We start from the raw sequence: 20,049 nt of genomic DNA on the forward strand, positions 1-20,049 counted from the left end.
ACCAATCGCCGTCCGCGGGTCGCCGTCGGGGGCCGGTCAGTCGGCGTGGAGGGAGGTGCGCAGCTCGTCCAGGAGATCGCGGCGGGCGGTGCCGGGCGTCCGGAGGCGGACGGACCGCAGCACGCCGTTCCACCGGGCCGGGACGGTGTAGCGGTCCGAGACCGGCAGGCCGGTGTCATGGCCGAGGCGGAGTCCCGCGCCGCCGTGCTGGAGCGCGACCGGGAGCGTGCCGGTGAAGGGCAGCGTGGCGACGATCGCGGCGTCCTGGGTCAGGTGGAACGCCGAGCCGTCCGGGGCGGTGGTGCAGGCGACGCCGAGGGCGCGGCGGCCGGGCGGGACGGGACGGTCCGCGGTGAGTTCGAGGACCTCGTCGGCGCGCGCGAACGCGAACGCGAGGCGGCCGCCGGCGACGAAGAGGGCGTAGCCGCCGTTCCAGTCGCCGAGCGCGAACAGGACGCCGTCCGGTTCGGCGGCCGCCTCGGCGTCGGCGGTGAACCGGAAGCCGCCGGACAGCATCGGGAGGGACTCGTCGCTGATCGGGCCCGCCCCGGGACGGAACGTGCGGTCCTCCCCCGCGGGCCAGGCCGGGCCGATGAACGCGCCGAGGCGGCTCCGCAGCCCGTCGAACATGGGCAGGACGTGGTTGGCCTCGGCCTCGCGGTCCCACAGCGCGCGCAGTTCGGCGACGACGCCCGGATGGTCCGCGGACACGTCGGCCGACTCGGAGAAGTCCGCCGGCAGGTCGAACAGCGCCCAGTGGTCGTCCTCGAAGGAGCGGCTGCCGGCGAGCAGTTCCTCCTCGTCGAGGACGCCCTGGGAGACGTGGTCCGTCGTCGTCTTCCAGCGGCCGTGGACGAGCGAGCGCGACCCGAGCATCTCGAAGTACTGCGTGTCGCGCCCTGCGGGGGCGGCGGGGTCGGCGAAGGACGGGCGGAAGCTCGCGCCGTCGATCCGCTGCTGCTCGACGCCGTCGACGGTGGCGGGCGCGGTGACGCCGACGGCGTCCAGGAGCGTCGGGAACAGGTCGTTGACGTGCACGAGGGGGTCGCGCACCGCGCCGCCGGAGCCGGCCCCGGCGGGCCAGTGGACGATGAGGGGCGTGCGGGTTCCGCCGAGCCAGGTGTAGCGCTTCCACAGGCGGAACGGGGTGTTGCCCGCCCACGCCCAGCCCCAGGAGTAGTGGGTGTAGGTGCGGGGGCCGCCCCAGTCGTCGTAGTGCGCGAGGTTGTCCGCCAGGGACTCGGCCGAGCGCGCGGAGAACCGGTGCTCGTTCACGCTGCCGTCCACGCCGCCCTCGGCGCTGGCTCCGTTGTCGGAGAACAGCACCACGATGGTGTCGTCGAGGTCGCCGGTCTCCTCGAGATGGTCGAGGAGACGGCCGATCTGGGCGTCGGTGTGGGTGAGGAAGCCCGCGTACACCTCCTGCTGGCGCGCGTACATGCGGCGCCGGTCGTCCGGGAGGTCCGCCCAGGCGGGCACCCATTCGGGCCGCTCGGTGAGGGTGGTGCCGGGCGGGACGACCCCGAAGTCGAGCTGCCGCCGGAAGACCCGCTCGCGCCACGCCTCCCAGCCGTCGTCGAACCGGCCCCGGTAGGGCTCGACCCATTCGGGCGTCACGTGGTGCGGGGAGTGCGTCGCGCCGAGGGCGTAGTAGAGGAAGAACGGCTTGCCGGGGGCGGCGTGGCGGTGGTCGTCGAGGTAGCGGATCGCCCGGTCGGTGAGGTCCTCGGTCAGGTGGTAGCCGTCCTCGGGGGTCGCGGGCGGGTCGACGTAGTGGTTGTCCTCGACGAGGTTGGGGGCGTAGTGGTTGGCGTCGCCGTGCAGGAAGCCGTAGTAGCGCTCGAAGCCGAGGCCCAGCGGCCAGTGGGTGAACGGGCCGGCGGCCGAGCGCTCGAAGCGCGGTGTGAGGTGCCATTTCCCGACGGCGAGGGTGGAGTAGCCGTTGTCGCGCAGGATGCGCGGGAGGGTGGCGGCCGAGCGGGGGATGCGGCCGGTGTAGCCGTGGTGGTCGAGCGGGATGTCGGTCAGGAAGCCCATGCCGACGGCGTGGTGGTTGCGGCCGGTGAGGAAGGACGCGCGGGACGGCGAGCACAGCGCGGTCACGTGGAAGCGGTTGTAGCGCAGGCCGCCCGCGGCGAGCCGGTCCATGGTCGGGGTGGCGATGTCGGAGCCGAAGCAGCCGAGCTGGGCGAAGCCGGTGTCGTCCAGGACGATCGCGACGATGTTGGGCGCGCCCTCCGGGGGCCGGGCCGCGCGGCGGAAGACCGGTTCCGTGCTCATGCTCTGCTCCCGATTAAGTCAAACTGTCTTAACCTGCGGGGAACGTTAGGGCAGCTTGGTAGAAATGGCAATGATGCGAGCGCGAGAGAAGATCCTGCACGCGGCCGAGCGGCTGTTCGCCGAGCGCGGCCTCGGGGTGTCGCTGCGGGAGATCGCGGCCGCGGCCGGCCAGCGCAACAACTCCGCCGTGCAATACCACTTCGGCGGCAGGGCCGGGCTGGTGGAGGCGCTGTACGAGTTCCGGATGACCCCGCTGAACCTCCGCCGCCGGGAGCTCATCGCCGAGCTGCGCGCGTCCGGGCGGGAGACGGACCTCGCGGCGCTCGTCGAGTGCTTCGTCGGTCCCCTGTCCGAGCACGTTCTCGCGCACGGAGGCGAGACGTGGTACCTGCGGTTCAGCAGCCGCTACGTCCTGTCGGGCGGGTACCGGCACTGGCCGTTCTCCAGCGAGCACCACAGCGGCGTGAACGAGCTGGTCCCGCTGCTGCACGCGCGGGTGCCCGGCCTCACGGAGGAACGCCTCCGGGTGATGTTCCTGCACACGGTGATGGTGCTCGCCGACCTCGAGCAGCGGTCCGGCGCGCCCGGCTTCGGCCGGGCGGACGCCGAAGCCGCCGCGGCGGACCTGCGCACCACCGCCGCCGCCCTGCTCACCGCGGGCTGACGCCCGCGGCCGGGGGTCAGCGCGGGACGAGGCCGCCGTCGGCGAGCAGGACCTGGCCGGTGACGAAGCTCGCGGCGTCCGAGGCGAGGAACAGGGCGGGGCCGACCATCTCGTCGGGGTCGGCCATGCGGCCCTGGAGGGCTGCGGTCGCCATCGCGTCCTGCACCTCGGCCGGGTTGTTGCGGACCATGAGGGTGTCGACGGTGCCGGGCGCGAGAGCGTTGACGCGGATGCCGCGCGGCGCGAACTCGGCGGCCATCGAGCGGGTGTAGGAGGCCATCGCGGCCTTGGCGGCCGCGTACATGGCGACGCCCGGCGACCACATGAAGGCGCCCGCGGAGATCACGTTGAGGACGGCCGCGCACGGGCTCTCGGTGAGGTGCTCGAGGGCGCGCTGGACGAGGAAGACGGGGCCGCGGACGTTGACGTCCTGCGACTTCGCGAACGCCTCGGGGGTGAGGCCGCCGAGGGGCTGGGCGAGCGGGTTCGCGGCGTTGTTGACGACGATGTCGATGCGGCCGAACGTGTCGGCGGTGCGGGTGACGAGGGCGTCGAGCGCGTCGAGGTCGCCGAGGTGCGTCGGGACGCCGAGGGCGGCGCCGCCCATCGCCTTCAGGTGCGCCTCGGCGGCCGCGCACGGCTCGGGCTTCCGGCTCGCGACGACGACGCTCGCACCGGCGGCGGCGAAGCCCTCGGCGATCGCCAGTCCGATGCCGCGGGTGCCGCCGGTGACGATCGCGACCCGTCCGGTCAGGTCGAACAGGGTCCGCAGCTTCTCGGCGTCCACGGTGGCCTCCCGGGGGTCTGCGACGATTCGCGACCTTTGTATCAGAGGTCGGGATCGTCCCCGATGACCTTCCCCGGGTTGAAGAGGTCCAGCGGGTCCAGGGCCCGCTTCACCGCCTGCTGCATCGCGCGGACGCCGAGGGGCAGCTCGCGCCGCATGCCGCCGCGCTTGAGGAGGCCGACGCCGTGCTCGCCGGTGACGGTGCCGCGCAGGTCGATCGCGGCGTCCAGGAGTTCCTCGAACGCGGCCTGCGCGGCGGCGCGGGCGGCGTCGTCGCCGGGCGGGGTGATGAGCAGGGGGTGCAGGTTGCCGTCGCCCGCGTGGGCGATCGTGGCGATGCGGACGCCGTGCCGGGCGCCGATCTCCTCGATGCGGGCGAGCATCGCCGGGACGGACGAGCGCGGCACGCAGACGTCCTCGGTGAGGAGGGGCCCGAGCCGTTCGAGCGCCGGGTAGGCGAGGCGGCGGGCCTCGAAGAGGGCGTCGGCCTCGACGGGGTCGGTGGACTGCTCGGCCCACGCGGCGCCCGCGTCGCGGAAGATCCCGGCGACGGCGGCGGCCTCGTCGTCGCCGGACGGGCCGGGCGTGTCGACGCTCGCGAGCAGCAGCGCCTCGGCGCCGGGGCCGATGCCGAGGTGCCGCCACTCCTCGACGGCCTCCAGGCAGGCGCGGTCGAGGAGTTCGAGGGCGGCGGGGACGAGGCCGCGGGCGGTGACCTCGGCGACGGCGCGGCCCGCGGACACGAGGTCGTCGAAGGCGCCGACGACGGTGCGGGGCGCGTCCCGGCGGGCGGGCCGGAGCCGGAGCGTGACCTCGGTGACGACGCCCAGGGTGCCCTCGGAGCCGACGAACAGGCCGGTGAGGTCGTACCCGGCGACGCCCTTGGTGGTGCGGCGGCCGAGGTCGGCGACGGTGCCGTAGGCGCCGGCGGGGCCGCCGACGACGGCGCGCAGGCCGAGCACGTAGTCGCGGGTCACGCCGTACTTCAGGCAGCACAGGCCGCCCGCGTTGGTGGCGACGTTGCCGCCGATCGTCGACCAGGGTGCGCTGGCGGGGTCCGGCGGGTACCAGAGGCCGTGCTCGGCGACGGCCTTCTTCAGGTCGGCGTTGACGACGCCGGGCTGCACGACCGCGATCATGTTCTCGGCGTCGATCTCGACGACGGAGTCCAGCGCGGCCAGGTCGAGGACGAGGCAGCCGTCGACGGCGTTGGCGCCGCCGGACAGCCCGGTCCCGGCGCCGCGCGGGACGACCGGGATCCGCAGGCCGGCGCAGGCGGCGACGGCGTCCGCGACCTCCTCGGGCGAGCGGGCCCGCAGCGCCGCGACCGGGCTGCCGACCGGGGCCCATTCGGCCTCGTCATGGCCGACGCTCGCGAGGACGTCGGGGTCGGTGATGAGCCGGGCGCCGGGCAGCGCGTCCGCGAGCGCCTTGGCCTGAACGTCGTTGGAGGGAATGGGGCACACCTCGCTTTCCGCCCATCGATGCTATGCGGCGGCCCCCTTTCGACCATGGAGATTCTCCCTGGCCGGTCACGGGTTGGGTGGAGGGTCTCCACACAGGTCGTTGGCGAGGCGGTGCAGCCGGAGGGCGAGCTGGACGTCCAGGGCGCGGTCGCCGTCGCGCCACCCGTCCCCGAGCAGCGCGGTGATCCGGTCGAGCCGCTGGTACAGGGTGTTGGCGTGGACGTGCAGGGCGGCGGCCGTCCCGGTGTGGTGCCGTCCGCCGGTGAGGAACGCGTCGGCGGTGCGGACCAGGTCGCCCCCGCGCCGCGCGTCGTGGTCGAGCAGCGGGCCGACGGTCGCGCGGACGAACCGGTCGGCGTCGGCGCGGCCCGAGGCGCTCAGCAGGTACCGGTAGGGGCCGAGGTCGGACGGTGCAGCGCACGTCCCCTCGCGGGCGAGGCTCTTCAGGACGGTCACGCACGCGGACGCGTCGGCGTGCGCGGCGGCGAGGTCGGCCGCCCCCGTGGCGGGGCCGCCGAGCCCGCAGGTCCCGCCGACCGTCGCGGCGAACGCCCGCAGGGCCGCCTCGTCCGCGCCGTCCGCGCCGTCCGCGCCGTCCGGGCCGTCCGGGCCGTCCGCGCGGACGAGCGCGACGAGCCGTCCGCGCAGCCGGGCCGCGAGCCCGCCGCGCTCCCGGACCAGCTCGCCGAGCCGCTCCAGCGCGCCGGCGTCGTCGGCGGCCTCGGCGACCAGGACGCGGTGGGCGGCGCGCAGGTCGAGGCCGACCGACCGGGCCCGGCGGGCGAACGCGGCCTCGTCCCCGATCCGGCCGCCGACGAGCTGCTCGACCAGGTCGGTGGCGGTGCGGCGCTCGGCGTCCCCGACGGCCCGCTCGACGACCAGCACGAGCGCGAGCGTCATCGCCGCGCGCTCCAGCACCCGGACGTCCTGGTCCTGCAAGGGCGCGCCGGGCGTCACCCGCAAGGCCCCGAAGTAGGCGCGGGCGGACGCGACGGGCACGGTGACGGTGTCCCCGTCGCGGCGGGTGCGGCGCTCGGCGGCGAACGCGGCGGACGGGCGCTCCCCCGCGAACCGGGGCGCGGGACGCACCCGGCCGCCGGACGCGGCGACGCGCGGCCGGTCGCGCTCGTCGAGCAGCAGGACCGTCCCGGAGAACTCGGCGGAGACGGCGAGCACGACCTCCTCGGCCCCGTCGCCGCGCAGCGCGATGGCGAGCATCCGGCCGTGCATGCGGGCGGCCCGCTCGGCGCCGCCCACGTGCCGCCGCAGCTCGGCGTTCGCGGCGGTCAGCTCGGCGGCGGCCCGCCGGTGCTCGGTGATCAGCCGCGCGTTGTCGATCGCGACGGCCGCGAACGAGCCGAGCGAGGTCAGGAACGACATGTCGCGGCCGGTGAACTCGCGGACCCGCCGCTGCGCGACCATCAGCACGCCGATCACCCGCCCGCGCAGCCGCAGCGGGACCCCGACGATCGTCCGCAGCCCCTCCTCGCGGGCGACGCGGTCGACGGCGTCGCTGTGCGTCAGGTCGCGGTCGGCGAGGTAGTCGGAGCTGCGCACCGGCTCGCCGCGGTCGGCGACGCGGCCCGCCACGCCGACGTGCGGCGCGAGCCGGACGCCGCGCAGCCGGGGGCCGAGCGAGCCGTCGGTGACCTCGATCGTGAGGCCGCCGTCGTCCTCCACGAGGGCGAGGTAGGCGATGTCGACGTCCAGCATCCGGCGGGCCTGGGCGACGACGTCCTGCAGCAGCGCGTCGAGGTCGTGCACCCCCGACAGCCGCAGCGCCAGGTCGTACAGCGCCTGCAGCTCCCGCGTGTTCACCGGCTCAGGTTATCCGCAAGGCCAGGTGAGGACCGGTTGAGCGTTGTCTGAGAGAACCGTGAGAAAGCCCCGAACACGTCCTTGGCGGGTCGCGCGGGTTGCTTACGCTGTGTGCATGGAGCCTGGCACACAGGGGACGGCGCCCGCGCGGATCCTGATCGTGGACGACGAACCGGCGGTGCGGGACGCGCTGGCCGGAAGCCTCGAGTTCGAGGGGTACCGGACCGTGGCGGCCGCCGACGGCGTCGCCGCGCTCGCCGCCGTGGCGCGCGAGCGTCCCGACCTGGTCGTCCTGGACGTGCTGATGCCGCGGATGGACGGGCTGACGGCCTGCCGGCGGCTGCGGGCGCTCGGCGAGCCCGTCCCGGTCCTCATGCTGACCGCCCGGGACATGGTCGGCGACCGGGTGACGGGCCTGGACGCGGGCGCGGACGACTACCTCGCCAAGCCGTTCGAGCTCGACGAGCTGCTCGCGCGCGTCCGGGCGCTGCTGCGGCGCAGCCGGATGGGCGCGGACGCGGGGCCCGCCCGCGACGACGTCCTGGCGTTCGACGACCTGCGGATGGACACCACGACCCGCGAGGTGACGCGCGCCGGGCGTCCCCTGGAGCTGACCCGCACCGAGTACATGCTGCTGGAGACGTTCCTGACGCACCCGAGGCAGGTGCTGACGCGGGAGCAGATCCTGAAGGCGGTGTGGGGGTTCGACTTCGAGCCCGCGTCGAACTCCCTGGACGTGTACGTGATGTACCTGCGCCGCAAGACGGAGGCGGGCGGGATGCCGCGGCTCGTCCACACCGTCCGGGGCGTCGGGTACGTGCTGCGGGGCGCGGCCTCCCCCTGAGAGGCGGGCCCCGGGATCCTCATGCGGGCTTAATCCGCGCCTCAGGGGGCTCCCACACTCGCCGGTGAGCGTGGGCCCCATGAGTCACCTTGTCACCGAACGGGGCACGCCCGCCGGGCCTCCCCCGGCCCCGCGCGACGGCGGCCGGGGCCGGCTGGTGGAGGTCGTCGTGCCCGTCCACAACGAGGAGCGCGTGCTCGCCGCCAGCATCGGCCGGCTGCACGGCTACCTCGCCGACACCTTCCCGTACGCGTTCCGCATCACGGTCGTCGACAACGCCAGCACGGACGGCACGTGGACGGTCGCGTCCCGGCTGATGGCCGAGCACGAACGGGTCCGGGCGATCCGGCTGGACCTCAAGGGACGGGGCCGCGCGCTGCGGCACGCGTGGGGCACCAGCGACGCCGACGTCGTCGCCTACATGGACGTCGACCTGTCCACGGACCTGGACGCCTTCCTGCCGCTGGTCGCGCCGCTCATCTCCGGGCACAGCGACCTCGCGATCGGCAGCCGGCTCAGCCGGGGGTCGGCGGTCGTGCGCGGGCCGCGCCGGGAGGTGATCTCCCGCTGCTACAACCTGCTGCTGCGCGCCACGCTCGCCGCCGGGTTCAGCGACGCGCAGTGCGGCTTCAAGGCCGCCCGCACCGAGATCGTCCAGGCGCTGCTGCCGCGCGTCGAGGACGAGGAGTGGTTCTTCGACACCGAACTCCTGCTGCTGGCCGAGCGCAACGGGCTGCGCATCCACGAGGTGCCGGTCGACTGGGTGGACGACCCCGACAGCCGCGTCGACGTGCTGCGCACCGCCCGCGACGACCTGCGGGGCATGGCGCGCGTCGGGCGCCGCATGGTCACCGGCGCCTTCCGCGCCCCGGTCGCCGGGCGGGGCGGCGGGCGGGACGCCGACGCGGGCCGTGCCCGGCTGCCCGCCGGGATGGCGCACCAGCTGCCCGTGTTCGCCGTCATCGGGATCTTCTCGACGCTCGCGCAGCTCGTACTGTTCGTCCTGTTCCGGCTGGTGATGGGGCCGCTGTGGTCGAACGCCCTGTCGCTGGTGATCACCGCGGTCGGCAACACCGCCGCGAACCGGCGCTTCACCTTCGGCGTCACCGGCCCCCGGCGGGCGTTCCGGCAGCAGCTCGAGGGCGGGCTGGCGTTCCTGATCGGGCTCGCGCTCAGCACGGGCGGGCTCGCGCTGCTGCACGCCGCCGCGCCCGGCTCGTCCCGGACGGTCGAGGTGCTCGCGCTCGTCGCCGCGAACGGGACGGCGACGCTGGTGCGGTTCCTGCTGATGCGCGCGTGGATCTTCCACCCGCGCCGCCTGGGCCGGCCCGCGGGCGGCGCCCCGGCGGACGCCGCCCCGGCCGCCGAGGAGACGGGAGGGCCGGTGTCGTGACCGCGACGACCGCGACCGTCCGCCCACCCGCACCGGAACGAGCCGGACGCGGGCGCGTGGGACGGCTGTTCCTCGGCGCCCCGGACGATCCGCGCTGGGCGCGTCCCGCGCTGTGGGGCGTCCTCGTCCTGGCGGCGGCGCTGTACGCATGGGGCCTGACGGAGGCGGGCTACGCGAACTCGTACTACTCCGCCGCCGTCAAGAGCGGGACGCAGAGCTGGAAGGCGTTCTTCTACGGTTCCCTGGACGCCGGTTCGTTCATCACCGTCGACAAGCCGCCGATGGCGCTGTGGGCGATGGGACTGTTCGCCCGCGTGCTCGGCTTCACCACGTGGAGCCTGCTGCTGCCGCAGGTCGTCGCGGGCGTCGCCGCCGTCGCCGTGCTGCATGCGGCGGTGCGGCGGCCGTTCGGGCATCCGGCGGCGCTCGGCGCGGCGGCCGTCCTGGCGCTGACCCCGATCACCGTCGCGATCAACCGCGACAACAACCCCGACACGCTGCTGCTCCTGTTCCTGGTCGGGGCGGTGTGGGCGACCCAGCGCGCCATCGACACCGGGCGGCTGCGCCCGCTGCTGCTCGCGGCGTTCCTCGTCGGCTGCGGCTTCAACACCAAGATGCTGCAGGCGTTCATCATCGTGCCCGCGCTCGCGCTCGCGTACCTGATCGCGGCCCGTCCCGGGGTCGTGCGGCGGGTGCTGCACCTGCTGGCCGCCGGGGGCGTGCTCGCGGTGTCGAGCTTCTGGTGGATCGCGATCGTGGACCTCGTCCCGGCGGGCGGCCGCCCCTTCATCGGCGGCAGCACGGACGGGACGGCCTGGGACCTCGTCATCGGCTACAACGGCCTCGGCCGCGTGTTCGGCCAGGGCGGCGGACCGGGCGGCGGCGGGGGCGGCCCCGGAGGCGGGGGCGGCTTCGGCGGCGCGGCGGGCGCGGGACGCCTGTTCAACGACACGATCGGCGGGCAGATCTCGTGGCTGCTCCCGCTCGCCGCGATCCTCCTGGCCGCCGGGTTCGCGATCACGCTGCGCCGCCCGCGTACGGACGCGCACCGCGCGGCCCTGCTGCTGTGGGGCGGCGCGCTGGCCCTGCACTACGCCGTGTTCAGCTTCGCGCAGGGCACCTTCCACCCGTACTACACGACCGCGATGGCCCCCGCGATCGGCGCGCTCGCCGGCGGCGGCGCCGTCCTGGCCCGGGACGCCGCGCGCCGGTCGGCGGCGTGGGCATGGGTCCTCCCGGCCGCGATCGCCGTCACGGGCTGGTGGACGTTCACGCTGCTGGACCGCTCGCCGGACTGGAACCCGTGGCTGCGCTGGGCCGTCGCCGGGGCCACCGTCCTCGCGGTCGCGGCCCTGGCCGTCGCCCGACTTCCGGTTGCCGCACGTATCGGACGTCCCGTCCTGCGGGCCGGGATCGTGTGCGCGCTCGTGGCGGCGCTGGCCGGTCCGGGCGCCTACGCGGTGTCGGCCGCCGCGACGACGCCGAACGCCACGAACCCGCTCGCCGGACCGTCCGCGGGCGGCGGCTTCGGCGGGATGCCGGGCGGCGGCGGACGCGGCGGCCCACCCGGCGGCTTCCCCGGCGGCGGAGCCGCACGGGGCGGGCAGATGCCGAGCGGGCAGGCTCCCGGCGGGCAAGCCCCGAGCGGGCAGGCACCCGACGGCCAAGCGCAGGACGGGCGGACGCGCGGCGGGCGGACGGCACCCGGCGGTGCGGGAGGCCCCGGCGGATTCGGCGGCGGGCCCGGCCGGGGTGGCGTGAGCGAGCAGATGATCGACTACCTGGAGCGGAACCAGGGCGGCGCGACCTGGCTGGTGGCGGTGTCCAGCGCCCAGGAGGCGTCCCAGATCATCCTGCGGACCGGACGGGCCGCGATCGCGATGGGCGGCTTCACCGGAAGCGATCCCGCGATGACCGTCGAGAAGCTCCAGCGGCTCGTCGAGGACGGCGAGCTGCGGTACATCGTCGTCGGCGGCGGCATGGGCGGGCCTGGCGGACGCGGCAACGCGGACGTCACCGCGTGGGTGCGGGAGCACGGGACGCTCGTCCAGCCGAGCGAGTACGGCGGCACGTCCACCGAGTCCGGCGGGTCCGGTGAGTCCGGGTCCGGGCTGTACCGGCTGGGCTGACGGGAAGGAACACCATGACCTCGACACTGCCGGGCGCACCGCCCGGATCGACCGCAACGCCCCGCGGGGGCGGCGGGCGCGTGCGCCGGCTCGTGCGCGGCCCGTCCGCCGACCCGGCCTGGGCGCGGCCCGCCCTGCTGGGATTGCTGGCGGCCACGGCCGTCCTGTACCTGTGGGGGCTGGGCGCGTCCGGATGGGCGAACGCGTTCTACTCCGCCGCCGTGCAGGCGGGCGCGACGAGCTGGAAGGCGTTCTTCTTCGGCGCCTCGGACGCGGCGGGCGCGATCACCGTCGACAAGCCGCCGGGCGCGCTGTGGCCGATGGCGCTGACCGCCCGCGTGTTCGGCGTCAACGCGTGGAGCATCCTGGTCCCGCAGGCGCTGATGGGCGTGGCGGCCGTCGGCGCGCTCTACGCGGCCGTGCACCGCCGGTTCCCCGCCTGGGCGGGGCTCCTGGCGGGGGCGGCGCTGGCGCTGACGCCGGTGGCGGCGCTGATGTTCCGGTTCAACAACCCGGACGCCCTGCTCGTGCTGCTGCTGACGCTCGGCGCCTACGGGATCGTCCGCGCGCAGGAGGGCGCGAGCACCCGCTGGCTGGTGTTCGCCGCCGCCTGCGTGGGCACGGGCTTCCTGGCCAAGATGCTGCAGGCGTTCCTGGTCGTGCCGGTGTTCGCGCTGGTCTACCTGGTCGCCGCGCCGGCACCCGTCCGGCGGCGGCTGTGGCAGCTGGCGCTCGCCGGGGTCGCGCTGCTCGTGTCGGCGGGCTGGTGGGTCGCGATCGTGGCCGTGGTGCCCGCGTCGTCGCGCCCCTACATCGGCGGGTCGCAGCGCGACTCGGTGCTGGAGCTGGCGCTCGGCTACAACGGGCTCGGACGGCTCAACGGCGACGAGACGGGCGGGCTCGGGAACACGAACCAGGACGCGGGCTGGGGCCGGATGTTCGGTTCCGTGATCGGCGGCCAGGTGTCGTGGCTGCTGCCCGCCGCGCTCGTCCTGCTCGCGGCCGGGCTGTGGGCGACACGGCGGGCGCCGCGCACCGATCCGGCCCGCGCGGCGCTGGCGCTGTGGGGCGGCTGGCTGCTGCTCACCGCCGCGATCTTCAGCCACATGCAGGGGATCTTCCACGAGTACTACACGGTCGCGCTGGCCCCGGCGGTCGCCGCGCTCGTCGGGATCGGCGCGGCGCTGCTGTGGGAGCGGCGCCGCACGGCGTGGGCGTCCGGCGTCCTGGCGGGGACGGTCGCGATCACGGCCGGGTGGGCGTACGTGCTGCTCGACCGGAGCGCGTCGTGGAACGCGTGGCTCGGGCCGGTGGTCGCCGCCGCCGGGCTGCTCGCGGCGGCCGGGCTCGCCGCGCACCGGCTGCTGCACCGCCGGGCGCTGGCCGCCGCCCTCGCCGCGGCGGTCGCCGCGAGCCTCGCCGGGCCCGCCGCGTACGCGCTGGAGACCGTCCGGACGCCGCACACGGGCGCGATCGTCACCGCCGGGCCGGGCACGTCCGGCGGGTTCGGGCCGGGCGGCGGCGGACGGCCGGGCGGCGGGCCTCCGGGCGGGGGCGGGCCTCCGGGCGGGGGCGGGCAGCGGTTCGCCGCGCCGCCCGGCGGTGCTCAGGGGACGGGCGCCATGCCGGGACGGCGGGACGGCGGCAGCCCCCGACCCGGCGGCACCGGCACCCGCGGCGCGGGCCCCGGCGGGGGCGGCGGCCCCGGAGGCGGGGGCGGTCCGGGCGGGCTGCTGAGCGCCGTGTCGCCCGCCGACGAGGTCGTCGAAGCCCTCCGGGCCGACGCGGGCTCCTACACGTGGGTCGCGGCGGCCGTCGGGTCCAACAGCGCCGCCGGGTACCAGCTGGCGGCCGGCGAGCCGGTCATGGCGGTCGGCGGCTTCAACGGCACCGACCCGTCCCCGACCCTCGCGGAGTTCCGGGAACTCGTCCGGGAAGGGAAGATCCACTACTTCGTGGGCGGCGGCGGATCCGGCGGGATGCGCGGCGGCGGGAGCGGCAGCGACGCCGCCCGGAAGATCGCCGAGTGGGTCTCCACCACCTACACCGCGACCGAAATCGGAGGCACCACCCTCTACGACCTGACGCCGTCCTGAGGGACCCGCCGGCAGCCCGCTAAGGGCCGGTGCGCGCGTCCGGCGGGGGAGGACGCGCGCACCGGCCCGGCCGGGGCGGTCAGCGGGGGCCGAAGAACTCGATGATCGCGGCGTTGACCGCGACGGGGTCCTCCAGGTGACCGTGGTGCCCGCAGCCGGGGATCTCCCGGTAGGAGCCGCGCGGGATGCGGGCGGCGACCTCGCGGCCGAGGTGCGGGGGCGTCACCAGGTCGTCGGCGAACCCGAGGACCAGGCACTCGGCGTCGATGCGGCGGTAGTCCTCCAGCCGGTCCGGCAGCCGGTCGACCGCGAGCTGCGAGCGGCTGAGGGACGCGCTGAGCGGGGACAGCTCGAACAGGTCGAGCCAGTCGCGGACGGCCTGCTCGTCCCGCAGGGTGCGGCGGGAGAACCCGCGCAGCACCTGGAACATCGCCTCGTAGCGCGGGGGCAGGGCGGTCCCGGAGTCGAACAGTTCAAGCTCGGCGTCGGCGACCGCCCCGCTCAGCGCGTCGGTGCGTCCGCGGGTGGCCATCAGCACCGCCTGGGTGACGAGGTCGGGACGGGCGAGCGCGAGCTCCTGCGCGATGATCGCGCCCATCGACGCCCCGACGATCCGGCACGGTACCGCGCCGAGGTGCTCGACGAGCCCGGCGACGTCGGCGACCATGTCCGCCAGCGTGAAGCCCTCCGCGCAGACGTCCGACGGCGGGACGCCCCGGTTGTCCAGCGTGATCGCGCGGAAACCGGCCCGGTTGAGGGCGGGCACCTGGTGGGCGCGCCAGACCCGGCCGAGGGCACCGGTGCCGGCGATGAGCACCACCGGGTCGCCCGTCCCGTGCTCCTCGTAGCTGAGATGGATGCCGTTGACGACGCTGATCGGCACTGGCCGTCCCTTCGCCTCGCGCGGTGTACGCGGCGGACTTCACTGGGTTCGCGGACTTCATCGACGACACGGTCCGGGGTTCGGGAGGTACGGGGGCAGGTGGCGCCGGCTCATGAGGTGCGCAGGGCCTCGGTGGGCTGCATCCGGGCCGCGCGGATCGCGGGGAGCAGGCCGGCGATCGCGCCGATCGCGACCGCGGCGCCGACGCCGCCCGCCCATGCCTCAGGTGGCAGCACCACCGCCCATCCCTTGATGGACGCGTAGACGACCGTGGCCAGGACCCCGCAGAACACGCCCACGGCACCGCCGATCCCGGCGAGCAGCACCGCCTCCGAGAAGAACTGGCCGCGGATGTGGCCGCGGGTGGCGCCGAGGGCCCGGCGCAGCCCGATCTCGGATCTGCGTTCCAGCACCGAAATGATCATGGTGTTGGCGACGCCGACACCGCCGACCAGCAGCGCGACCGCGCCCAGGCCGAGGAACAGCCCGTTCAGCGCCGACTCGGCGGCGGCGCGGGCGACGAGCGCGTCGGACGGGTTGCTGACCGTGACGTCGCCGGGGCTCATCGGGTTGACGGTCCGTGCCAGCACCGAGTGGACGGCGTTCACCTGCTCGGTGTCGGAGCGGACGTAGATCGTGGTGGGGTGCCCGTCGTGGCGGAGGTACTTCTGCGCGGCCGGGTAGCCGATCAGCACCGAGGCGTCGATCTCCGGGGCGAGGTCGGCCTTGGCGAGGATCCCGGCGACGTAGAACCACTGCTCGCCGAGCCAGATCCGCTGCCCGGGGCGGATGCGGTCGAAGCCGAGCCGCCGGGCGGCGTCGTGGCCGAGCACCGCGGTCGGCTGCGTCGCGGTGGCCTTGTTGAGGAAGACGCCCTCGGTGACGCCGGTGCGGACGGTCTCGGGCAGGTCGAGGCTGGACGCCTGGACGGTGAGCCCGTTGGAGTTGATCTCCGGGACGAGCGGGCTGCGGTACACCTTCGCGTCGGTCTTGCCGGTCGTCTGCACCCGCTGGACGGGCCCGATCCGGGCGACCATCCCCGGTGAGGCCATGGGCAGCTTCACCTCGTTGCCCTCGATGTCGACGCCGGGGCTGACGGTCAGCATGTTGGTGCCGAGCCGGTCGATCTCGGCGAGCAGCCCGGCCTGCGACGAGGCGGACAGGCCGAGGACGGCGACGATGGACGCGACGCCGATCGCGATGCCGAGCGCGGACAGGCCGGCCCGCAGCCGCCGGGTGCGCAGCCCGACGCTGGCGGTGCGGGCCAGGTCGGCGGGGGCCATCCGGCCGGGCGTGGTGGTCGTGGTCATGGCCGCCGCGCCTCCCCCGGTGCCCGGCTGTCCGCGACGATCTTGCCGTCCAGCACCTCGATCCGGCGGGGCAGCCCGGCGGCCATCTCCCGGTCATGGGTGATCACCACGATGGTGGCGCCCTGCCGGTTCAGGTCGGTCAGCAGCGCCAGGATCGCGGCGCCGTTGACGCTGTCGAGGTTGCCGGTGGGCTCGTCGGCGAGGACGATCGCGGGGTTGCCGACGAGCGCGCGGGCGATCGCGACGCGCTGCCGCTCGCCGCCCGACATCTTCGACGGCAGGAACCCGGCGCGGTGCGCCAGCCCGACGCGGTCGAGGGCCTCCGCCGCGGCCCTGCGGCGCGCCGCGCGGCCGACGCCCGCGTACAGCAGCCCGTCGGCGACGTTCTCCAGCGCGGTGGTGTGGTCGGCGAGGAAGAACTGCTGGAACACGAACCCGATCTGGGTGGCGCGCAGCGCCGCGAGGTCGCGGTCGCTCATCCGCTCGACGTCGGTGCCGGTGACGCGCATGGCGCCCGACGTGGGACGGTCGAGCGTCCCCATCACGTTCAGCAGCGTGGACTTGCCGGACCCGGACGGGCCGACGATGGCGACGAGCTCGCCGCGGTTCACGGTGAAGCTGACCCCGGCCAGCGCCGCGACGGGCGACGCGCCCGGGTACAGGCGGGTGACGCCGTCGAGTTCGAGGACGGGCGTCTCCCCGTCCGAGGGGGGTCCGGTCAGGAGCGCGGTGTCGCCCGCGCCGGCGTACGGCCCGCTCATGACGCCGGCACCACGACGCGCTGGCCCGCCTTGAGGCCCTGGCCGGTGATCTCGACGGTCCCGCTGTTCTGGTCGAACATGCCGAGCTGGACCTGGACCAGCCGCCGGGTGCCGTCGGCCGCGACGATCTCGACGCCGTAGCCGCCGTCGAGCAGCGCCAGCAGCGCCGTCACCGGAACGTACATGACACCCTCGGCGCTGTCGGTGACGATCGACACCTGCACCGGCGCCCGGTCCAGGCTGCCGGTCGCCTCGGGGTCGTCCGGCCGGATGCCCACCTTGATCTTGGCGCCGCCCTCCTCATCGTCGTCGGAGGTGGCGACCTTGCCGACCGAGATGACCTCGCCGCCGGTCGTCTTCAGGTTCGGCAGCGTGATGGTGACCTTGTCGCCCTCCTTGACCTGCGACTGGTAGGCGGCGTCGAGCTCCACCGAGACGTGCCGGCGCAGCGAGCTGGCCTCCAGCACGGCGGTGCCGCCGCCGGCCTTGTCACCGACGCCGGCGTTCAGCTCGGTGACGCGGATCTCGTCGGCGGGCAGGTAGACGACCTCGCTCTGGGACAGCTTCCCGTCCTCTTCCAGGCCCCGGGCGTCCTCCAGCCGCAGGAGCGCGAGGTAGGTGGCGTAGCCGAAGTACTTGGAGTCGGCGTCGAGGCCGCTGCCGTAGCCGAGGGAGACGAGGGCGGCGTTGAGCTGCCGCACGTCCCGGCCCTCGTCGCCCCACTCCAGGTCCCGGTAGACCGGGATGGAGCCCTTCAGGTAGACGACGGGCTCGGTGTTCACCCGGTACAGGGTGTGGCCCGCCTTGTAGACCTTGCCGGTGCTCGGCAGGTCGGTGAAGACGCCGCTCGCCTGGTTGACGGCCTCGTAGCCGCCCGCGTAGGTCAGCGTGCCGCTGACCGAGATGCGCGCGGAGACCTGGCCCTGCCGGATGGTCGCGCTGCCGGTGGGCGCCGCGTTGCGGGTGCTCGCGGGGGCCTCGTCGCCGAACGGGTCGACGAGCACGACGGCGACGGCGGCACCGGCGACGCCGAGCACCAGGACCGACAGCAGCGTGCGGCGCCGGCGGCGCTTGCGCGGGGTGCCGGGGCCGCCCGCGGCCTCCTCGCCGGACACGGTTTCGGAGGTCACGCTCATGCCTCCTCCCCCGCACGGTCCGGGCCGCTGCGAACGGCGGCGCGGCCGGAGCGGTCCGGCCTCGTTCGATATTCGGTGCCGCGCATCGTCTCTCCTTCGGCGGATGTCTTTTCCGTTGTCAATGACGTTCTACTCGGGCGGCGGTTTCGGGACGGTATCGGCGGCCGCGCAATTCCCCGAGACTTCGTCACCGCACGGTGGCCGCTCCAGCCGCCACTTTCGGGAGTGCACCGAAAGTGCGCGTTCCGGTCGTCGATGGCGGATCCGTGGCCGCGGTCTTCGCACCGGCGGGCGTTGTCGATTCGGACGTCCGGCGGGCGATTGAAACCCCGCCGAAACCGGCCCTCGGTTAGCATGGCGATTCGCGCGGCGTGCGGGGCGCCGCGGGCCCGGCGCGAACGGCCCGGGCGGCCAAGTTCAATGATCTTTCCGGGGGTGGCGTGACGGTGCGGATCCTGGTCATCGAGGACGACGAGGAAATGGCCGAGACGGTCGCGGTCGGGCTGCGCCGGGCCCGGATGGCCGTGGACGTCGCGCTCGACGGGTCGTCCGGGCTGGAACGCGCGATGATCAACGACTACGACGTCATCGTGCTCGACCGGGACCTGCCCGGCCTGCACGGCGACGACGTCTGCGCCGAACTGGTCGCGGCGGGCCGCGGCAGCCGGGTGCTGATGCTCACCGCAGCGGCGACCAGCGACGACCTGGTCGACGGGCTCAACCTGGGCGCGGACGACTACCTGCCGAAACCGTTCGACTTCCCGGTCCTGATGGCGCGGATCGGGGCGCTGGCCCGGCGGGCGCACCCGGCGGTGCCGCCGGTGCTGCGGCACGGCGACATCGAGCTGAACGTGGCGCAGCGGCGGGCGCGGCGGGGCGGCCGGACGCTCGACCTCGCCCCGAAGGAGTTCGGCGTGCTGGAACTGCTGCTCGCCGCGAATGGCCGCGCGGTGTCCGCGGAGGAACTGCTGGAACGGGTCTGGGACGAATCCGCCGACCCGTTCACCAAAACCGTCAAGGTGACGATCAGCCGGCTGCGCGCCAAGCTCGGCGACCCGCCGGTCGTCGAAACCGTGGCCAAATCCGGCTACCGGATCTGAGGGGCGTCCATGCGGATCCGATTCCCCTTCAACACTGTCCGGTTCCGGCTCACGCTGCTGTACGGCGCCCTTTTCCTGCTGTCCGGTGCGGTCACCCTCGGCATCACATTCTTTCTGGTGGACCGCGCCACCCAGGGCACGTACTTCTACCAGGGCGAGGACGGCATCACGACCTCGATCAAGGAAACGCGGGACCCGCCGCGGAAGCAGGGCCCGGCGCAGCGGGACGACAGCGACACCGAGAATCGCGGCCTGACGCCGCCGGACGAGATCGACGACGAGCAGATCGCCGCGCTGGCCCGGCACCAGAAGCAGGAGCAGCGGCGGACGCAGCTGGTCCAGTCGGGAATCGCGCTGGCGATCATGTCGCTGGCGTCGATCGGGCTGGGCTGGGTCGTCGCGGGCCGGATCCTGCGGCGGCTGCGCGTCATCACCGCGGCGACCCGCGAGATCTCCGCCACCAACCTGCACGAGCGGCTGGCCCTGCCGGGCCCCGCCGACGAGCTGAAGGACCTCGGCGACACCATCGACGAGCTGCTGGCCCGGCTGGAGGGGGCGTTCGAGGCGCAGCGCCGGTTCGTCGCCAACGCGTCGCACGAGCTGCGCACCCCGATGGCGCGGCAGCGGACCCTGTCGCAGGTGGCGCTGGCCGACCCCGACGCGACGGCGGAGTCGCTGCGGGACGCCCATCTGCGGGTGATCGCCGCGGGCCGGCACCAGGAGCGGCTGGTCGCCGCGCTGCTCACGCTGGCGCGCGGGCAGGCCGGCATCGAGCGCCGGGTCCCGGTCGATCTCGGCCCGCTGACCGACCAGGTCGTCCGGTCCCGCCGCGCGGAGGCCGGGGAGCGCGGCGTGACGCTGGACGTCTCGCTCCGCACCGCGATCGCGGCGGGCGACCCGGGCCTCGCGGAACGCCTGGTGACCAACCTGGTCGACAACGCGCTCCGGCACAACGTCCCGGACGGCCGGGTGACGATCACCACCGGGACGGACCGGGGCCGGCCCGTCCTGACGGTCGACAACACCGGGCCCGTCGTGCCGCCGGACGCGCTGGACCGGCTGTTCATGCCGTTCCAGCGGCTCGGGACGGAACGCACCGGGCGCAGCGAGGGCCTCGGCCTCGGCCTGTCCATCGTGCAGGCCGTCGCCACCGCCCACGACGCGCGCCTCGACGCCGAGCCGCGTCCCGGCGGCGGCCTGACGATCACACTGTGCTTCCCGTCCCCCGACGCCGCGGCCGAACCCGCGGGCGGTGACGCGCCCGGCGCCACGGCGGCGGGCGCGCTCACCGCGGATCACGCGGGCCGCCGGCCGGGCGGCCGGTAACCCGCGGGCCGGCCCCGGCGCGCGGGCGCGCGCCGGGGCCCCGCACGGTGCCGGTG

The 20,049-nt window shown here is 75.1% G+C and carries 15 protein-coding genes; 7 read left to right on the forward strand and 8 right to left on the reverse strand.

All coding sequences use genetic code 11. The features are described 5' to 3' along the window. Window positions 1–36 precede the first annotated feature (36 nt). Window positions 37–2,280, reverse strand: a complete 2,244-nt coding sequence (locus F7P10_RS09920; RefSeq protein ID WP_151009079.1) for an arylsulfatase — start codon at window positions 2,278–2,280, stop codon at window positions 37–39. Between the two features lie 70 nt (window positions 2,281–2,350). Here F7P10_RS09920 and F7P10_RS09925 point away from each other — a divergent pair, with 70 nt between their 5' ends. Next, the gene (locus F7P10_RS09925) at window positions 2,351–2,944 is read left to right on the forward strand and encodes a TetR/AcrR family transcriptional regulator (protein ID WP_176611384.1); all 594 of its coding nucleotides are present in this window, start codon (window positions 2,351–2,353) and stop codon (window positions 2,942–2,944) included. A 16-nt stretch (window positions 2,945–2,960) separates the two neighbouring features. Here F7P10_RS09925 and F7P10_RS09930 read toward each other — a convergent pair whose 3' ends face one another. The 3 genes from F7P10_RS09930 to F7P10_RS09940 form a co-directional block, all read right to left on the reverse strand. Then, entirely contained in the window at window positions 2,961–3,731 is a 771-nt protein-coding gene (locus F7P10_RS09930; RefSeq protein ID WP_151009081.1) for an SDR family NAD(P)-dependent oxidoreductase, read from the reverse strand. 41 nt (window positions 3,732–3,772) lie between these two features. Then, window positions 3,773–5,188 (reverse strand): FAD-binding oxidoreductase, encoded by a 1,416-nt coding sequence (locus F7P10_RS09935; RefSeq protein ID WP_151017944.1) that lies wholly within the window; start codon window positions 5,186–5,188, stop codon window positions 3,773–3,775. A 75-nt stretch (window positions 5,189–5,263) separates the two neighbouring features. Next, on the reverse strand, window positions 5,264–7,015 hold the full coding sequence (locus F7P10_RS09940; protein ID WP_151009082.1) for a GAF domain-containing protein: 1,752 nt from the start codon (window positions 7,013–7,015) through the stop codon (window positions 5,264–5,266). A 115-nt stretch (window positions 7,016–7,130) separates the two neighbouring features. On the opposite strand from F7P10_RS09940, the gene F7P10_RS09945 reads away from it, so the two are divergent. The 4 genes from F7P10_RS09945 (at window position 7,131) to F7P10_RS45035 (ending at window position 13,477) form a co-directional block, all read left to right on the forward strand. Further along, the gene (locus tag F7P10_RS09945) at window positions 7,131–7,859 is read left to right on the forward strand and encodes a response regulator transcription factor (protein WP_151009083.1); all 729 of its coding nucleotides are present in this window, start codon (window positions 7,131–7,133) and stop codon (window positions 7,857–7,859) included. A 79-nt stretch (window positions 7,860–7,938) separates the two neighbouring features. Next, window positions 7,939–9,252, forward strand: a complete 1,314-nt coding sequence (locus F7P10_RS09950; protein ID WP_151009084.1) for a bifunctional glycosyltransferase family 2/GtrA family protein — start codon at window positions 7,939–7,941, stop codon at window positions 9,250–9,252. After that, the gene (locus tag F7P10_RS09955; protein WP_254716521.1) at window positions 9,249–11,381 is read left to right on the forward strand and encodes a glycosyltransferase family 39 protein; all 2,133 of its coding nucleotides are present in this window, start codon (window positions 9,249–9,251) and stop codon (window positions 11,379–11,381) included. The genes F7P10_RS09950 and F7P10_RS09955 overlap by 4 nt, the downstream gene beginning before the upstream one ends. Before the next feature lie 14 nt (window positions 11,382–11,395). Continuing rightward, complete coding sequence (locus tag F7P10_RS45035) at window positions 11,396–13,477, forward strand: glycosyltransferase family 39 protein (protein WP_151009085.1); 2,082 nt, start codon at window positions 11,396–11,398, stop codon at window positions 13,475–13,477. Between the two features lie 79 nt (window positions 13,478–13,556). Here F7P10_RS45035 and F7P10_RS09965 read toward each other — a convergent pair whose 3' ends face one another. The 4 genes from F7P10_RS09965 to F7P10_RS09980 all read right to left on the reverse strand — a co-directional run bounded on the left by F7P10_RS09965 (window position 13,557) and on the right by F7P10_RS09980 (window position 17,561). Further along, window positions 13,557–14,360, reverse strand: a complete 804-nt coding sequence (locus F7P10_RS09965) for an alpha/beta fold hydrolase (RefSeq protein ID WP_151009086.1) — start codon at window positions 14,358–14,360, stop codon at window positions 13,557–13,559. Between the two features lie 110 nt (window positions 14,361–14,470). Next, window positions 14,471–15,670 (reverse strand): ABC transporter permease, encoded by a 1,200-nt coding sequence (locus F7P10_RS09970; protein WP_151009087.1) that lies wholly within the window; start codon window positions 15,668–15,670, stop codon window positions 14,471–14,473. Continuing rightward, window positions 15,667–16,431, reverse strand: a complete 765-nt coding sequence (locus tag F7P10_RS09975) for an ABC transporter ATP-binding protein (protein ID WP_151009088.1) — start codon at window positions 16,429–16,431, stop codon at window positions 15,667–15,669. The genes F7P10_RS09970 and F7P10_RS09975 overlap by 4 nt, the downstream gene beginning before the upstream one ends. Further along, window positions 16,428–17,561, reverse strand: a complete 1,134-nt coding sequence (locus tag F7P10_RS09980; RefSeq protein WP_176611385.1) for a peptidoglycan-binding protein — start codon at window positions 17,559–17,561, stop codon at window positions 16,428–16,430. The genes F7P10_RS09975 and F7P10_RS09980 overlap by 4 nt, the downstream gene beginning before the upstream one ends. Window positions 17,562–18,013: 452 nt before the next feature. Here F7P10_RS09980 and F7P10_RS09985 point away from each other — a divergent pair, with 452 nt between their 5' ends. Together F7P10_RS09985 and F7P10_RS09990 are read left to right on the forward strand one after the other, a co-directional pair. Further along, on the forward strand, window positions 18,014–18,667 hold the full coding sequence (locus F7P10_RS09985) for a response regulator transcription factor (RefSeq protein ID WP_151017946.1): 654 nt from the start codon (window positions 18,014–18,016) through the stop codon (window positions 18,665–18,667). Window positions 18,668–18,676: 9 nt separating this feature from the next. Further along, on the forward strand, window positions 18,677–19,993 hold the full coding sequence (locus tag F7P10_RS09990) for a HAMP domain-containing sensor histidine kinase (protein WP_151009090.1): 1,317 nt from the start codon (window positions 18,677–18,679) through the stop codon (window positions 19,991–19,993). Window positions 19,994–20,049 lie beyond the last annotated feature (56 nt).

It is taken from the genome of Actinomadura sp. WMMB 499 (genome assembly GCF_008824145.1).
In the GTDB taxonomy this organism is placed as follows: Bacteria; Actinomycetota; Actinomycetes; order Streptosporangiales; family Streptosporangiaceae; genus Spirillospora.

What these genes read in the sequence shown, in the direction of transcription:
- F7P10_RS45035 (WP_151009085.1), top strand. Translation starts at nt 11,396, where the DNA reads ATGACCTCGACACTGCCGGGCGCACCGCCCGGATCGACCGCAACGCCC.
- F7P10_RS09970 (WP_151009087.1), bottom strand. Translation starts at nt 15,670, where the DNA reads ATGACCACGACCACCACGCCCGGCCGGATGGCCCCCGCCGACCTGGCC.
- F7P10_RS09925 (WP_176611384.1), top strand. Translation starts at nt 2,351, where the DNA reads ATGATGCGAGCGCGAGAGAAGATCCTGCACGCGGCCGAGCGGCTGTTC.
- F7P10_RS09975 (WP_151009088.1), bottom strand. Translation starts at nt 16,431, where the DNA reads ATGAGCGGGCCGTACGCCGGCGCGGGCGACACCGCGCTCCTGACCGGA.
- F7P10_RS09945 (WP_151009083.1), top strand. Translation starts at nt 7,131, where the DNA reads ATGGAGCCTGGCACACAGGGGACGGCGCCCGCGCGGATCCTGATCGTG.
- F7P10_RS09990 (WP_151009090.1), top strand. Translation starts at nt 18,677, where the DNA reads ATGCGGATCCGATTCCCCTTCAACACTGTCCGGTTCCGGCTCACGCTG.
- F7P10_RS09950 (WP_151009084.1), top strand. Translation starts at nt 7,939, where the DNA reads ATGAGTCACCTTGTCACCGAACGGGGCACGCCCGCCGGGCCTCCCCCG.
- F7P10_RS09920 (WP_151009079.1), bottom strand. Translation starts at nt 2,280, where the DNA reads ATGAGCACGGAACCGGTCTTCCGCCGCGCGGCCCGGCCCCCGGAGGGC.